The sequence below is a fragment of the Streptomyces sp. NPDC018000 genome, assembly GCF_044328025.1.
Lineage (GTDB): Bacteria > Actinomycetota > Actinomycetes > Streptomycetales > Streptomycetaceae > Streptomyces.
Genome location: NZ_JBIRGM010000026.1, coordinates 25,185 through 39,065 on the forward strand (window position 1 = coordinate 25,185; position 13,881 = coordinate 39,065).

Genomic DNA, 13,881 nt, shown 5'->3' on the forward strand with positions numbered 1-13,881 from the left:
AAGAGAGAGACCGTGACCGCGTACAACGACCAGTCCGGAACGGACGGCGCCCTGCGCCGCAGCCTCGGCGTCAGCCGCCGCCACTTTCTGAGCACCTGCACGGCCGCTGCGGCAGCGGCGATCGCCGCGCCCGCCTTCGGCGCGTCGCCGGCCCTCGCCCGGGCCGCATCCGGCAAGGGGCGGGGCCTCGGCCGGGCTCTGGTCCCGGCGGCGAAACGAGGAATCATCCTCTACACCGTGCGCGATGCCACGGGACGGGATCCGCTCGGCACCGACCTTCCCTCGGGCTTCCGTGAGGTCTTCAGGGAATTGGCCCGCTACGGCTACCAGCAGGTCGAGTTCGCCGGGTACGGCCAGCACCCCAACGCACCCGGCGGAAGCAACCTCGAATCGGTGGAAGGCGCGAAGCTGCTGCGCTCGTGGCTGGACGACTACGGTCTGCGGGCCCAGGGCAACCATGGCTTCATCCCGTCGTCCTGGCCGCTGAGCCAGAGAGACCTGGACCAGTTCAAGCGCCACCTCGAGATGGCGAACATCCTCGGCATGGAACACATGGGCACCGGTGGGGACCCCACCGGCAGCGCCTACCGTGCCGACTGGGACGTGGCCGCCGACAAGTGGAACACGCTGGGACGGATCGCTCAGGATGCGGGCATCAAGCTGTACACCCACAACCACGACGCGGCCTACGGCTTCCTGCTCGACGGCGGCCCGCTGGACGCACAGGGCCGCCCCACCCGCAGCTCAGGCATCCGCAAGCTCGAGTACTTCCTTCAGGTCACCGACCCGAAGTCCGTATGGCTGGAGATGGACATCTTCTGGGCGCACGTCGCTCAGTACAAGTTCCACACCTACACCGCGCACGACGGATCGCAGCAGGAGAACATCTTCGACCCGGCGGCACTGGTCCGCTCCCACACCAAGCGCTACCCGCTGTTCCACGCCAAGGACGGCATCGCCAACACAACCAGCGGCAACGGCTACGACATGGTCCCCTTCGGTACCGGGGACATCGACTACCGGACGTTCTTCCGCCGCGTCGGGGCGAAGAACTACCACAACCCGATGGTCGAGCAGGACAACGCACCGAGCTCGACCGTCCCTGCGCAGTCCCTGAACCATGCTCGGACCGGCTACGACAACTTGGCGGCGCTGCGCAAGTAGGCATCGGCGGCACCGGACGGGCGGTCCGTGTCTCACCCCGAAATCCTGGCGACCAGGAACAGCACAAACGCAAACGTGCGCCTGGTGACATCAGGCACGGATTTACCAAGCGTACGCATTCGACGACAGAGTGTACGTAGGGCGGGGCAAGCGCGCCGGTTTGCAGCGAGCCCGTCCGGAGCACCGCACTGACCACAGGAAACGCAGGTGAGAGGCACCCCGAACCCCTGGTATTGTTTTCCATGTCGCCGCGGGAAACCGGGGCCGACCACCTGGTCCGGGTGGCGGAATGGCAGACGCGCTAGCTTGAGGTGCTAGTGCCCTTTATCGGGCGTGGGGGTTCAAGTCCCCCCTCGGACACCAGCAGAGACCCCAGTTGATCTGGGGTTTTTCTGTTTCTCCGGCTATGGCGTGACCAACCACGTGACCAACAGTCGAGCGAACTTCCTGGTCGGACCAGGGATGACAGGCCGAGACGGCTGGCACTGGAAGCGGCCGGCTTCTTCGCTGCCTCGGCGCGACGCCTGCCGTACCGCGCCATGGTGTAGCCCGGCGAGTTGTGCGGGGCGTTCGGCTAGACCTCTACCGGGTTCTCGTGGGCGTCCAGATCGTTCGTGATCTTCGACGCCCGCCAGTCGTGCAGCCGGAAGTTCTCCGGCAGATGCAGACGGTTGCATGCCGTCCGCCGGCGAGCCGATACCTTCTCGGGGTCCTGCGATCCGCCAGCCTCCCCCCGGTACAGCTTGAAGCCGTCTCGGGCGAACACGAGGTCGTGGTCCACCCAGAGATCCCCGAGGTGTTCCCGCTCCGCGTCCTGGCGTTCGGAGGAAGTGCGCCGTCTCGTGGTCGTTGAGGGTCGGGAAGTCCGGCTCAGCCGCCTTGATCTGCCGCTCGGTCGGCGGGTTCGCCGTGTGGGCCGGGTTGACCGCGAGGAGCTTCCTCGGTCCGGTCACCGAATCCAGCGCCGCCGACAGGATGCTGTGGATGTGGCGGATGCTCTTGGGGTCGAGCGGCTTGTCGCCATCGGCCTCGATCGGCGCGGTCTCCCCGACGCCCCGCGTCCGGTGGGGAACCGGACCCGGGGCGTCGCATGATCGTGCGTCAGTGATCGGCGGCGTACGAGACGAAGGCGGCCCACTGCCGGGGCGCGAAGGCGAGCTGGGGGCTCTGCCTGTCCTTCGAGTCCCGCACACGGACGGTGCCCAGGGCGGAAGCGACCTCGACGCAGGCAGCTCCGTCGGGATTGCTGTGGCTGCTCTTGAACCACTCCAGTTCGGTGCCGTCACCGGTCGGGGGCTTCAGGCTCATGTCTCTCCAAGCAGTTTCTCGATGTAGGACAGCGACTCTCGTGGTGTGAGTGCCTGGGCTCGGATGATCCCATAGCGCAGTTCAAGGATCTGGACCTCCCGGCGATCAGAGATCAGGCGGCTAACCAGCTGGATGTCGGTGTGCCCCACGGTGGTGCCCTCCTTCAGTCGCAGGAGATGGAAGGGACCGTCGAGTCCGGCGTTGTCCTCGCGATCCATGGGCAGTACCTGGATCTCCACGTTCCGCATTTGCCCGATCTCCAACAGCCGTTCGAGCTGTCGGCGCAGCACCATTTTGCCTCCGACCGGCCGACGCAGGGCAGCCTCATCCTGCACGAAGTTGAAGGCCGGGATCATCCCCTTTTCGTCGATGATCTGCTGCCGTGCCAGCCGCGCAGCAACGAGCCGTTCCACCTCCTCCTCGGAGAATGCGGGCCGCCGTGACCCGAACACGGCCTTCAGATACTCCGGCGTCTGCAAGAGGCCGTTGACGACGGAGTTGTCGTAGGTGCAGATCTCGACCGCCTTCCCCTCCAACTTCGCCAGATCCCGAACCTTCTTCGGATACCGAGCCTCCTCTGCCTCCTTCTTCAGCCCGGCGATCAGCCCACCGGCTTCCAACACCCCGTCGGCCTTGGCCAGAAACGCCTCGCTCGGCGCCCGCCGCCCCCGCTCCACCGAGGAGACTTGTTCCTCGCTGTAGCCGATGGCCGTTCCCAACTCGGCCTGGGTGAGCCCCTTCCGCTCGCGGCATGTCTTCACGACCCGGCCGACCGTCCGCAGTACGGCCGCCGACTCCTCGTCGTCACCGTCGTACGGCTCCATCCCGTCGCCGCCCTGCGTTCCCTGTCCCGTCACACCCACGCTCGCGCACCTCCGTGTCCGCCCCGTCCGTACCCAACTGCTCGTCGGCGCACCGCGTAACGCCACGCCGCCCGGACAGAGCTGGACAGCACCCGGACAGTGACGCTGCGTACCGTCGTCGTTACTGGTCAGCGTAGAGGTGGCCGACCACGCTGAGTGACATGAATCCCGATACTGCCCACTCGCCGGGATTCCGCCCCGGGCCCACGCAACACACCGCTCCCGCCCGCCACTTCACGATCCCCCTCTCGGCCACCCCGCGCGGTGCCTGCCTCGCCCGCCGCCTCGCGTCCGAGGAAATCCACCGCTGGGGCTGGCCGTACGACTCCGACGTCAACCGGACAGCAACGCTCCTCGTGGCGGAACTGGCCGCGAACGCGGTGCGGCACGGCCGGGTACGGGGCCGCGACTTCCGCCTGCGGCTCACCCTCCGCCCAGGGGGCCCAGCCCTCCGTATCGAAGTCACGGTCCTCGGTGCAGTACATGCGACCGTCTACCGGGCGGTGAAGGGAGCGCGAAGGCGTGGGGGCGTCCCCCGCGTTATCGAGAGCGCCCGAGACAGGCGCACAGGGGCAGAGGGGCACAGAAGGCGAAGGCCAGGAACCCGGCAGAGGGGGATGCCGGGGTCCTGGTGACGGAGTGCGGTCGTCAGGCAGTGACCTCGGAGTGGGCCGGCAGTGGCGGGCGAACGCCCGTAAGTGCTTCCGCGTGGGCCAGGAGACGGGGAGCAAGGTCGGGGTACCAGCCACGGGCTACGGCTTGCAGCATCTCCGCCAGGGCCGCGAGTTCTCCGATTCGGCCGGCGGGGGTGTCGAGAATCGGCGCGAACTCCTTTCGGATGCGGGCGGCTACGTCGGGAACGAGCAGGCTGTTGGCGTGCAGGAGCCCCGCGTCATAGCCGAAGGGCACGAGGCCCCACCGCTCCCAGTCCAGCAAGCACAGGGGCGCGGCGGTGAGGTTGCCCCAGTGCAGGTCACCGTGACCGGTCACCCGCTCCACCTTGGCGGGGGCCGGGACGCCAAGGAACTGGGGGAAAGCCCGTTCGATCCACCCGCCCCGGACGGTCGTCTTCACACCCTCCGCTTCAGCGAGCAGGGCGAGGGCTTGGCGAAGGTCTGCCCACCACCCATCCGGCAGCCCCGGGTCGTGGTCGATGTCGGCCCGGCCCGGGGACACCACGGGTTGCGTGAGGTAGTCCAGGACTTCGGCCTCGAAGGCCCACTCGCCGTCAGTCCAGTCGTGCACCCCGTACAGGCTGGGGCGGGGGACGCCTTCGGGCACGAGCAGGGAGGCACCCACGATGCCTTCCCCCTCCTTCCTGCCCGCGTTCCTCTTCGCCGTCCGGCTCACCCGTAGCCACCGGTCCCCCGATCGGCGTCCGAGGGTGATGCCGAGGAAGCCCCATGCCAGCGACCCCGTGCACCGGAAGCCCAGTGCCTTGGCAGCCCGGTCGTGGGCGGCCTCCATCAGAGCCTGCACCTCCTCATTCAGAGGCGAGTTCATCCGTTATCCTCCTGAGTTCCTGGGTCGTCAGCGGCGCAGCCAGAGCCTTGGCCACATCGTCCCAGTGCTCGCGGGTGCTCGCGGAAGTCAGGACGACATCGAGGCCAGGGCACGAGCCAGCGGCCAGCACGGCAGCGGCTGCGGCCGACAGACCGGGGCGGATGAGGTTCACCAGTTCGGGTGTCATGGCAGCCAGGAGTTCGCCGCCATGCAGGGGAGCGGAGCCGAAGGTGATCAGCCCAGCGTCCTTCGCCTGCACCAGCGGTCCGCCGCCGTTCAGGGCCTGTCTGATCGGGGCATCCGTGATCAGACTGACGGGCATCTGCAAGCCCGTGCAGTGGTGCTCGGCGGAACCAGCTGCCTGCCGGGCGAGCGCGAGCAACTCGGGCACGCTGAACGCCCCGGAGGTCAGGCCCGACCAGGTGGCGACGCCGTACCCGCCGATCCTGCCCGCGTGGGCGAACTCTTCCAGCGCCGTGAAGGCTTCCCGCACACGCCCGTGCAGAGCAGCACGGTCAAGGCCGTGCCCGTGGTGCTCAGGGTTGTGCACGAACACCAGGTCCACGCGCCCGAGTGCGGCCAACGAGCGCTCCGTCTGCCAGCGGACGAAGCCCCGTTCAAGGCTGTGCCTACCGGCCGCCTCGCCTTGGGTGAGCACGCCGTCAGCCAGGGCGCTGCGCCCTTGTACCGCCTCGAAGAACCCCGTCTTCGTGGCTACGCGAACCGTCGGGAACTCCCCGAGAACTGGGCGCAGTTCCTCATGCGCCCGGCCATGGGCATAGTTGGGGGCCGTGTCCACCCAGGGGCTACCGGCAGCCAGGGCGGTGCGTGCCGCCTGACTGATGGCACGCACGCGGTATGTCCCCAGGGAGAGAGCGGCGGTCACAGCGCCGTCCCCACCACTGCGACGGCATGGCCTTCGATGAGGACGGAGACCAGTTCGGCCACCTCCTTGACCTCAAGTCCAGCGGAGTCCGCCAGCTCGCCCAGCGTGGTCGGCTGGTTGGTCAGCAGCGTGCCCAGCGCAGGCGCGGCGGACTCGGCGAAGTCCCACGCGGTACCGGCCGCCGAGAAGGTGACCGTGCCCTGTTCGCGGTTCGCGGTGAGGCGACCCCTCGGAGCGGTGAGCTTGACCGTGATCTCCGTCCGCGCGGGGAGCCCGTCCACGTACGGCAGGGACGGAATCGCGTGGCCCAGGTCCGTCGTGTCGATCGACTCCGCCCACCGCTCCACAAGGCGCGGGTCCGCCATCATGTCGGCCACCTCACGGCGCACGGAGTCGGTGAAGTCCGACTGTTCCGCCAGCGACCCGAAGCGAGGAATGTCCCTGCGCAGCGCGAGGGAGGCCCGGAGTTGATCGACGACCCACAGCATCAGGTCAGCGCCCGTGTGCGGGACCATCCCGAACGTGAGGTGGAGGGACTCTGTCCCCTGGTCAGCGGTGACCGCGTGCCACCAGCCGCGCGGCAGGTATAGCACGTCACCTGGGGACAGAACGAGGTCCGTCACCGGGTCGCCTTCTGGCTCCTCCGGCGACTCCAGGTCCCGGAAGGTGGGCGCCTCACGGGTCATCCCCCACAGGCGCCACCGCTTCGAGCCGTGCAGTTGGACCACCACCACGTCGTGGTCGTCCCAGTGCCGGCCGAAGCCTTCCCGCTCGGTCCACGAGGCGTACACGTTGGCCTGCACGGAAGTCCCGAGGAAGCGTTCCAGCCCCTCCGTAGCCGCCCCCACGGTGGGGTGGATCTTCTCCACCGCGTCGAGGACCAGCGACGCCCCGTCCCTGAGCTGCGCGTGGAGGTCGGACGGTTGGATGCGGGACCAGGTGACCGCGCGGCGGTTCGTGGTCGGGATCGCGTAGCGGTGCAGCGGGACCATCTCGCCGTCAGCCGACAGGCGCAGCCGGGGCGGCTCCAGCCGCTGCGTGGCGATGATCCGGTTCAGGTCATCCCAGGAGAACAGACCCGCCGCGTCGGCGACTCCGGGGAAGTGCGCGTAGGAGCGGTGGTACGTCTGGGCGAGGAACGTGTCCCCGCCCAGACGCCCCGCCCACGAGGCTGCATCAAGCACCGTGGGCGCTCCCGTCAGTCGTTGCCGTCGGAACGGCCACTGCTGACGTCGGACTCCTGCTCGGCACGCGTGCGCGCGGCCACGATCTTCCGCTTCGCGACGAGCAGGCCACCCCCTTCGGGGGTAACCGCAGTGGTGTTCTCTTCCATCATCGGACTTACCTCTCTCTTCTCGGGAAATCCCACCGGGAATCCGGCAGGAAGCAAAGGGCACAGCGACGAGCACGGCGGTTACCGGATCGCAAGGACTCCGGCCATGAACAGGGCCAGGCCGCCGGACATCACGCCGTGCCCGGCGTGGTCAGGCGCCCCGCGCACTGGGGGCACCCGCACGGCGGGTACTTGGTCGGCGCACCCAAGATCACCGCATTGCGCGGGTTCACCTTCACCGTGCGCACCGGGCCGCACGTCCTACCGCCGTCGTACGACACGCGCAGAGTCATGCGTCCGCCGTCGGGGTTTCTCGTTTCGTCTCGCTCGGTCGCCGCCATGAGGGAAATCATTGACCCGGAAAACGGCGGCTGCGTAGTTCTTTCCCGTCATGGACTAAAGATCATGAACGGCAAACGGCAGACCACTCCGCCAGCAAGGCTCGCGCCTCTTCCCCGAACAGCGCATAACTCTCCAGCGTGGAGAACAGTTCCAGATGCATTTCGATGTCTCTTGGGTCTCTCAGGATCACGACACCGGTCGTGTTCTCCGCAGTGGCCAGCGTGTTGTCATAGACGGTGAAGGTGTCCATCGGAGCCATGGGCTTGTATCCCGCGATGGGGATAATGCCGAGCTTCACGTTCGTGAGGTGGGTCAGTGAGGCCAGCCGGTCAATCTGCATCGCCATCGCAGCCGGGGGCAGGAGCGGCCACCTGACGGCCTGCTCAGTCAGGATGAAGGTAAACCGCTTCTTCGTGTCGTAAAGAACCTCCTGCCGCTCCAGCTTCCTCGCGATCGTCTTAGTGGCATCGGCCGGATAATGGGCAAGACTGGCCCGGATGTACTCAGGAGTGGACAGCAGCCCTGTAATCATCGAGAGCAGGAAGAATCGGAACTCCGTAGACGAGGATTCAAGCGCCGCAAGCTCAGTCTGCTTCTTCTCCAGGCCCCTACGCCGCAGCGAGCGAAGGTCTTGCCATTCGGTGTTGGCCAGCCTCGCGAGGGCAATGACCTCCTCGATGACCTCGGGCGGAGCCAAGACGGCCCGGAGGATTCTTTCCAGGTCCAGCAGGCTCGGTTGGGCTTTCCCATTCTCGATCCGGCTGATCTTTGATTGGGACATGTTGCAACGCCGAGCGAGCCGGTCCCCACTGAGGCCGGCTCGCTTGCGTAGTTCTTTCAGCAGGGCAGCAAGTTCCTGTTTTGGCTGCCCAAGCTGTTCAGGATCGAAGGTCACCCGCTGCTCACGTACTCCAGGAACGGAACGGATTCGGCAACGGCAATCCGTTTCCATTGCCGGTACGGCTCCGGGTCGCCCTCGCGCAGTTCCCGGTTGATCTGCGTCCCGTCTCCCCGGTAGTTCATCAGGACCACTTTGGACTCATCGAACATCCAGAAATCCTGATCCGGCAGCCCCGGGTTATTCCGGTCGGTGAGATCGAGAATGCGAATATCCTCGCCCGCCTTCACGTGGTGCCGGTAGTAATACTCGAACTCGAACCGAAGGTAGTCCGAGAGCGGGTGGGTCACGACGTGCACCCTGCCGACGCTCTTTCCTTCCGAGGTCCATTGCCGGACCTCGTCCATCCAGCCGGACGTGTAATCGTCCGGGGAATTCTCACCTGCGAGGAAGCGCTTCAGCTTCTCCGCTTCCTGGGGCATGGTGTAGACGGGCAGCGTCTCCAGCCGCCACGCCTCACGCTCCATGGAATCGAAGCAGTCGTTCCACGCGTCACCATCCAAGTGCACGAATTGCCTCCCTGAGAACCGCCTCGGGGATTTCCACGAGCCCTTCCCCGGCGGGCGGGGTGAAGGCGTTGGACACGTCGCCCTGCACCACGAACGATCCGGTCGCCGTGCGGTACACGTTCGGGCAGTCCTTCTCTCCGCACTCGCCGTTGCCATTGCCCGTGAGCCGGGTGAGTGACGAACGTTCGGACATGCCAAACCCCCTTGCTCTGGCCCCGTTTGGGGCGTCTGCCGAACGACAGTAGAGGGGGTGGCGCTACGCGTCCATGCGTGAACGCGACTATGCGTGTCCTTGCATAAACAGGTCCCGACCGCCTCGGCCCACCCCAGTACGTGGTCACGTACGCGCCTGTGCAGACTGGGCGTAGCCCCGCGCGCTGTCCGGGAAGCCTGACCAGGGACGGAAGCCTCGGAGGAGGGTTGGTCAGGTGACCAACGCATGACCGACAGGGGCCCGAGAGGGCCTGAAACAGCAGGAACGAACAGGAGAAACGCCCGCCGAAATGGAGCCTATTGACGGGCGTACGGTGGCGAGGGCCTCGACCTGACGGTCGCGGTCCTCGTTGCATGTTCGTAGCTCATGGTGATGCGGGTTCGCGCGGCGCGCCGGAGCGCAGGCGTCAGCCGGTCAGCGACGCGATGTGGTCCCGGACGGCCCCGGTCACGGCCGCCGCGTGGTCGTTGAGGTAGAAGTGCCCGCCGGAGAACGTCCTCAGTTCGAAGCCTCCCGAGGTGTGCTCGGCCCAGCCGCGGGCCTCCTCTGCGCTCGCCACCGGGTCGCTCTCGCCGAGCAGCGCGAGCACGGGGCAGGGCAGGGCGGGCCCGGGACGGTAGCGGTACGTCTCCACGGCCTCGTAGTCGGCGCGGATCACCGGCAGCAGCAGGGCCCGCATCTCGGGGTCCTCGAACATGCGCGGGTCGCTGCCGCCGAGCCTGGCCATCTCGGCCACGATGCCCTGGTCGTCGCGCCGGTGCACGTTCTCGTCGCGGAAGCTGGTCGGCGAGCGGCGGCCGGAGACGATGACGGAGAGCGGCGGGGCGCCCTCATCCGCGAGCTGCCGCGCCACCTCGAAGGCGACCAGGGCGCCCATGCTGTGGCCGAAGAAGGCCAGCGGGCGGTCCGCCCAGGGGCGTATCGCCGCGGTGGCCTGCCGCGCCAGCTCCTCGACGGAGCGCACCACGGGTTCCTTCCTGCGGTCCTGGCGCCCCGGGTACTGGACGGCCAGCACCTCGATGCCGGGCTTCAGAGCCGCGGAGACGGGGTGGTAGTAGGTCGCGGCGCCGCCCGCGTGAGGAAAGCAGACGAGCCGGGTCCTGGCGTCCCCGGACGGGTGGAAGCGCTGGATCCAAGCGCTCTTTTCCTGAACGCTGCTCGTCACCTGGGGCCCCTTACGGATGGGTGGAGTACCGGAGCGGGATTGCGCCCGCCGGAGAAGCCTCTCAACGCGCCCGCCCCGGGCCAACCCCTAGCTGGGGTGCCTAGGGGGCTTGCGACCTGGGGGGCCGATAGGGAGCGGGAAAGCGGAAAAGAAAGGGGTCCCACCGCCCGGGGGAGGCGGTGGGACCCGGTCGGATGCCCTGCCGGGGGTTAGGACATCCAGCCCTTGGGGGTGGCTTGCCCGGTGGCCCCGGGGGATGGGCCACCGGGTTGCGGTGTCGCGGCACTAGGCTGCCGCGGTCGCCGCCTCCACCGGGCGGAACCTGGTGGCGCGCCAGGTCGGCAGCAGGGTCGCCGCGAAGGTGATCACGACAGCGCAGGCCACGACCGTGAGGTAGATCCACAGCGGTACGGACGGGACCACCTTGTCCAGCTTGGCGAGGCTGTAGGGGAAGAAGGTGATGGTCGCGGCGACCGTGCCGAGGAACACCCCGACGATCGCGGTGAGCACGCTCTCCACGCTCATCATCGCCATGACCTGCTTCCTGGTGAAGCCGGTGAGCTGCTGGAGCCCGAACTCCCTGCGGCGGCGGCCGGTGGCCGCGATCAGAGTGTTGATCACGGAGATCGCGGTGTATCCGACGATCAGCCCCACCACCAGGTAGTTGATGGTGGCCAGTTGCTGCTGGCCCCCGGTGCGCCCGGCGGTCAGCGCGCCGCTGTCCGATACTTCGACGCCCGGCTGGTCCTTGACGAGCGCGGTCACCGCGGCGGTCACCCTGGCGGGGTCGGTCCCCGCGGCGTGGTGCACCAGGATCTGCTTCGCGACCCCGTCGGTGGTGTGCGGGGCCAGCAGCGGGGCGGGCATCAGCAGCGCCGTCGCGTCGCCCTTCGGGTGGTAGGTGGCCACCACCCTCACCTTGACCGGGGTGCCGTCGCCGAGCCTGAGGGTGACGGTGTCGCCGACCTTGCGCCCCAGGGACTCGGCGTGTTCGACGGGCAGCGCGACGCTGTCGCCGCGCAGGTCGGACAGCGACCCGGTGGCGGCGTGCACCGTGAGGCTGCCCGCGTCGTCGATGCCCTGGAGTGGCCAGCCGTCGCCGGTCTGGCCGGTGTCTTCGGGGCTCTGCACGAAGCCGGTGCTGGTCACGTAGGAGGACGCCGCGTCGACGCCCGGCACCTGCCGCACCCGGTCGAGCGTGCCGGGGGCGAACCCGCCGGCACTGGAGGTCACCACGTCGTCCGCGCGCAGGACCCCGTTGCGCGCGGCCCGGTTGGAGGCGTCCTCGATCTGCTGCATGTACAGGGTGCCGCTGGCGACGCCGGTCAGCAGGATGATCGGAGTGATGGTCGAGGCCATCCGGATGGTGTGGGCGCGGGAGTTGAGCACCGCCATGTACCCGGTGAGGCCGGTCAGCGCGCGCAGCGGGCCCTGGAGCAGCCACACGATCGCCTTGGTGAAGCCGGGGGCGAGCAGTGCCAGGCCGATGGCCCACATGATGCAGGCGGGGCCCGCCGTGCTGGCCGTCAGGTCGCCCTTCATCATCGTCACGGTCATGACGGCCATGCCGACGCCGCCGACAAGGAAGAGCACCGACAGCACGATCCGGGTGCGGGTCAGCCAGCGGCCCTCGATGGCGCTGCTCGCCAGGGCCTCGGTGGCCCGGGTTTCGGCGACCTTGCGGGCGGTGATGTACGCGGCGCCGACCGCCGCCAGCAGCGAGGCCACGACGGCGACGACCGCGGGCGCCAGGCTCTGCCGGAACTCGACGGCGCCCGAGATGATCCCGGCGTCGACCAGCTTGTCGAAGAGGAGGTCGCTGAGCAGCGCGCCCGGCAGGCAGCCGAGCACCGAGGCCAGGACGGACACGACCAGCGTCTCGCCGAGGATCATGCGGCGCAGTTGGGACGGGGTGGTGCCGATCGCCTTCAGCAGGGCCATCTCACGCTGCCGCTGCTGCACGGTCAGACCCAGCGTCGAGGACGCCCCGAACATGGCTACCAGGATCGCCCAGCCGCCGAAGATCGCGGAGAGCATGATGAGGTTCTCCTGGCCGGCGGCGGCCTGCGGGAACTCGGCGAGCCCCCGGTTGTCGCCGGTCAGCGTCACGGCGGCGGCGCCGTCCAGGGCCTTGTCGATCCGGTCGCGCAGCTCGGTGACGTCCGTGCCCGGCTTGGGCAGCACCCCGATCGCGTCCACGGTGTCGCCGCCGCTGAACGCCGCGGCCTGCTCGTCGCCGAAGAACACCGCGGGCTGTGACGCCGTACGTCCACCGGACTGCTTGACGATGCCGGTCAGTTGGAACTCCTGGGTGCGCCCGGCGGCGACGATCCGCACCTGGTCGCCCACGTGGGCGCCGGCCAGCTCGGCGAGACCGGAGTCGAGCACCACGTCACCCGCCTTGCCGGGCCGCGACCCGGAGGTGAGGGTGTAGGGGGCGAGCCGGGCGGAGTCCCAGCCGTGGCCGAGCGGGCGGTGCTCGTCGCTGGTGGCACTGTCGGACAGGTGCGTGACCGGGTGGCCGTCGCGGACGACGGCCACGGGGAAGGACGCGTCGGCGACCGCCCGCTCCACCCCGGGCACATCCTCGACCGCGCGCAGCCGCGCCTGGTCGAGCCGCACCCGCTCGGAGAGCTGGGAGCCGTCGTACTTCTGATCGCCCGCCACGACGATGGGCGCCGCGGCGAACCGCTGGGCCGGCACCGCGTCGCGGACGCCGCTCTCCATGAGCCCGCCGCAGGCCATGATGAGGGCCGCGCCGAAGAACATGGCGATGAAGGTGGCCACGAATCCGCCGAGTCGGAACCGTAGCGTGCGCAGGGCCAGGGACAACATCAGTACATGCCTCCGGCGGCGGTGGGCTGCTGGCCGTACGCGCCGGGCACCTCGTCAGCCCACGCACCCAGGCGGGTCATGCGCTCCGCGACCGCCTCGGCCGTCGGGTTGTAGAAGTCCCCCACGAACCGGCCGTCGGCGAGGAACACCACCCGGTCCGCGTAGGACGCGGCCACCGGGTCGTGCGTCACCATCACGATGGTTTGCCGCAGCGCCCGCACGGACTCCTGCATCAGCAGCAGCACCTCGCGGGCGGTACGGGTGTCGAGCGCGCCGGTCGGCTCGTCGGCGAAGATCACCGCGGGCCCGGTCACCAGGGCGCGGGCGATCGCCACGCGCTGCTGCTGGCCGCCGGAGAGCTCGGCGGGACGGTTGTTCGTACGGTTGCCGAGCCCCACCCGCTCGATGACCTCCGCCACCCGCTTGCGGTCGGGACGACGCCCCGCGAGCTTCAGCGGGAGGGTGACGTTCTGCACCACGGAGAGGGCGGGCAGCAGGTTGAACGCCTGGAAGATGAAGCCGATGCGCTCGCGCCGCATCTTGGTCAGCGTGGTCTCGTCGTAGTCACTCAGGTCCTCGCCGTCCAGCAGGACGGTGCCCGAGGTCGGCCGGTCGAGCCCCGCCGCGCAGTGCAGGAAGGTGCTCTTGCCCGAACCCGAAGGACCCATCACGGCGGTGAAGCTGCCGCGCTGGAAACTCAGGCTGACGCCGTCGAGCGCGGTCACCGAGTTGGCGCCCTGGCCGTACACCTTGCGAACGGTGTCGAGCCGTACTGTGTCGTCTACAGCGCTGGTCGTGTGCATTCAAACTCCCTGAAGCTGTCGCGTGAGGGACGCGATCACGTTGTCAACGCTATGGACG

At 68.6% G+C, this 13,881-nt stretch carries 14 protein-coding genes and 1 tRNA gene; 2 read left to right on the forward strand and 13 right to left on the reverse strand.

What is annotated here, in order from left to right; translation table 11 throughout:
- Positions 1-12: 12 nt before the first annotated feature.
- Positions 13-1,164 carry a sugar phosphate isomerase/epimerase family protein gene (locus ACH4EW_RS29260; RefSeq protein WP_398262017.1) on the forward strand — a complete coding sequence of 384 codons (1,152 nt, stop codon included), beginning with the start codon at positions 13-15 and terminating at the stop codon, positions 1,162-1,164.
- Between the two features lie 275 nt (positions 1,165-1,439).
- Positions 1,440-1,527, forward strand: a tRNA-Leu gene (locus ACH4EW_RS29265).
- 211 nt (positions 1,528-1,738) lie between these two features.
- Here the strand turns inward: ACH4EW_RS29265 and ACH4EW_RS29270 are convergent.
- The 13 genes from ACH4EW_RS29270 to ACH4EW_RS29330 all read right to left on the reverse strand — a co-directional run bounded on the left by ACH4EW_RS29270 (position 1,739) and on the right by ACH4EW_RS29330 (position 13,823).
- A complete protein-coding gene (locus ACH4EW_RS29270) occupies positions 1,739-1,945 on the reverse strand; it encodes a hypothetical protein (RefSeq protein ID WP_398262019.1) in 207 nt (68 codons plus the stop codon).
- A 320-nt stretch (positions 1,946-2,265) separates the two neighbouring features.
- Positions 2,266-2,472 (reverse strand): DUF397 domain-containing protein, encoded by a 207-nt coding sequence (locus ACH4EW_RS29275; RefSeq protein WP_398262021.1) that lies wholly within the window; start codon positions 2,470-2,472, stop codon positions 2,266-2,268.
- On the reverse strand, positions 2,469-3,296 hold the full coding sequence (locus ACH4EW_RS29280; RefSeq protein ID WP_398262055.1) for a helix-turn-helix domain-containing protein: 828 nt from the start codon (positions 3,294-3,296) through the stop codon (positions 2,469-2,471). Before ACH4EW_RS29280 ends, ACH4EW_RS29275 begins: the two co-directional genes overlap by 4 nt.
- 687 nt (positions 3,297-3,983) lie before the next feature.
- Positions 3,984-4,838, reverse strand: coding sequence for a hypothetical protein (locus ACH4EW_RS29285; RefSeq protein WP_398262023.1), 855 nt, complete (start codon positions 4,836-4,838; stop codon positions 3,984-3,986).
- A complete protein-coding gene (locus ACH4EW_RS29290) occupies positions 4,819-5,691 on the reverse strand; it encodes an aldo/keto reductase (protein WP_398262025.1) in 873 nt (290 codons plus the stop codon). Before ACH4EW_RS29290 ends, ACH4EW_RS29285 begins: the two co-directional genes overlap by 20 nt.
- Positions 5,692-5,720: 29 nt before the next feature.
- A complete protein-coding gene (locus ACH4EW_RS29295) occupies positions 5,721-6,908 on the reverse strand; it encodes a cupin domain-containing protein (RefSeq protein WP_398262027.1) in 1,188 nt (395 codons plus the stop codon).
- A 14-nt stretch (positions 6,909-6,922) separates the two neighbouring features.
- Positions 6,923-7,060: a hypothetical protein gene (locus ACH4EW_RS29300; RefSeq protein WP_398262029.1), complete on the reverse strand. Its 138-nt coding sequence runs from the start codon at positions 7,058-7,060 to the stop codon at positions 6,923-6,925.
- A gap of 400 nt (positions 7,061-7,460) precedes the next feature.
- The gene (locus tag ACH4EW_RS29305; RefSeq protein WP_398262031.1) at positions 7,461-8,294 is read right to left on the reverse strand and encodes a helix-turn-helix domain-containing protein; all 834 of its coding nucleotides are present in this window, start codon (positions 8,292-8,294) and stop codon (positions 7,461-7,463) included.
- Positions 8,291-8,806: a DUF6879 family protein gene (locus tag ACH4EW_RS29310; RefSeq protein ID WP_398262033.1), complete on the reverse strand. Its 516-nt coding sequence runs from the start codon at positions 8,804-8,806 to the stop codon at positions 8,291-8,293. The genes ACH4EW_RS29305 and ACH4EW_RS29310 overlap by 4 nt, the downstream gene beginning before the upstream one ends.
- On the reverse strand, positions 8,790-8,999 hold the full coding sequence (locus tag ACH4EW_RS29315) for a hypothetical protein (protein WP_398262035.1): 210 nt from the start codon (positions 8,997-8,999) through the stop codon (positions 8,790-8,792). Before ACH4EW_RS29315 ends, ACH4EW_RS29310 begins: the two co-directional genes overlap by 17 nt.
- 427 nt (positions 9,000-9,426) lie before the next feature.
- Positions 9,427-10,185 (reverse strand): thioesterase II family protein, encoded by a 759-nt coding sequence (locus ACH4EW_RS29320; protein WP_398262037.1) that lies wholly within the window; start codon positions 10,183-10,185, stop codon positions 9,427-9,429.
- A gap of 285 nt (positions 10,186-10,470) precedes the next feature.
- On the reverse strand, positions 10,471-13,020 hold the full coding sequence (locus ACH4EW_RS29325; RefSeq protein WP_398262039.1) for an FtsX-like permease family protein: 2,550 nt from the start codon (positions 13,018-13,020) through the stop codon (positions 10,471-10,473).
- The gene (locus ACH4EW_RS29330) at positions 13,020-13,823 is read right to left on the reverse strand and encodes an ABC transporter ATP-binding protein (RefSeq protein ID WP_398262041.1); all 804 of its coding nucleotides are present in this window, start codon (positions 13,821-13,823) and stop codon (positions 13,020-13,022) included. Before ACH4EW_RS29330 ends, ACH4EW_RS29325 begins: the two co-directional genes overlap by 1 nt.
- Positions 13,824-13,881 lie beyond the last annotated feature (58 nt).

Excerpts from the sequence above, each read along its gene's own strand:
- ACH4EW_RS29275 (WP_398262021.1), bottom strand. The coding sequence starts at position 2,472 with ATGAGCCTGAAGCCCCCGACCGGTGACGGCACCGAACTGGAGTGGTTC.
- ACH4EW_RS29280 (WP_398262055.1), bottom strand. The coding sequence starts at position 3,296 with ATGGAGCCGTACGACGGTGACGACGAGGAGTCGGCGGCCGTACTGCGG.
- ACH4EW_RS29285 (WP_398262023.1), bottom strand. The coding sequence starts at position 4,838 with ATGAACTCGCCTCTGAATGAGGAGGTGCAGGCTCTGATGGAGGCCGCC.
- ACH4EW_RS29300 (WP_398262029.1), bottom strand. The coding sequence starts at position 7,060 with ATGATGGAAGAGAACACCACTGCGGTTACCCCCGAAGGGGGTGGCCTG.
- ACH4EW_RS29315 (WP_398262035.1), bottom strand. The coding sequence starts at position 8,999 with ATGTCCGAACGTTCGTCACTCACCCGGCTCACGGGCAATGGCAACGGC.
- ACH4EW_RS29325 (WP_398262039.1), bottom strand. The coding sequence starts at position 13,020 with ATGTTGTCCCTGGCCCTGCGCACGCTACGGTTCCGACTCGGCGGATTC.
- ACH4EW_RS29330 (WP_398262041.1), bottom strand. The coding sequence starts at position 13,823 with ATGCACACGACCAGCGCTGTAGACGACACAGTACGGCTCGACACCGTT.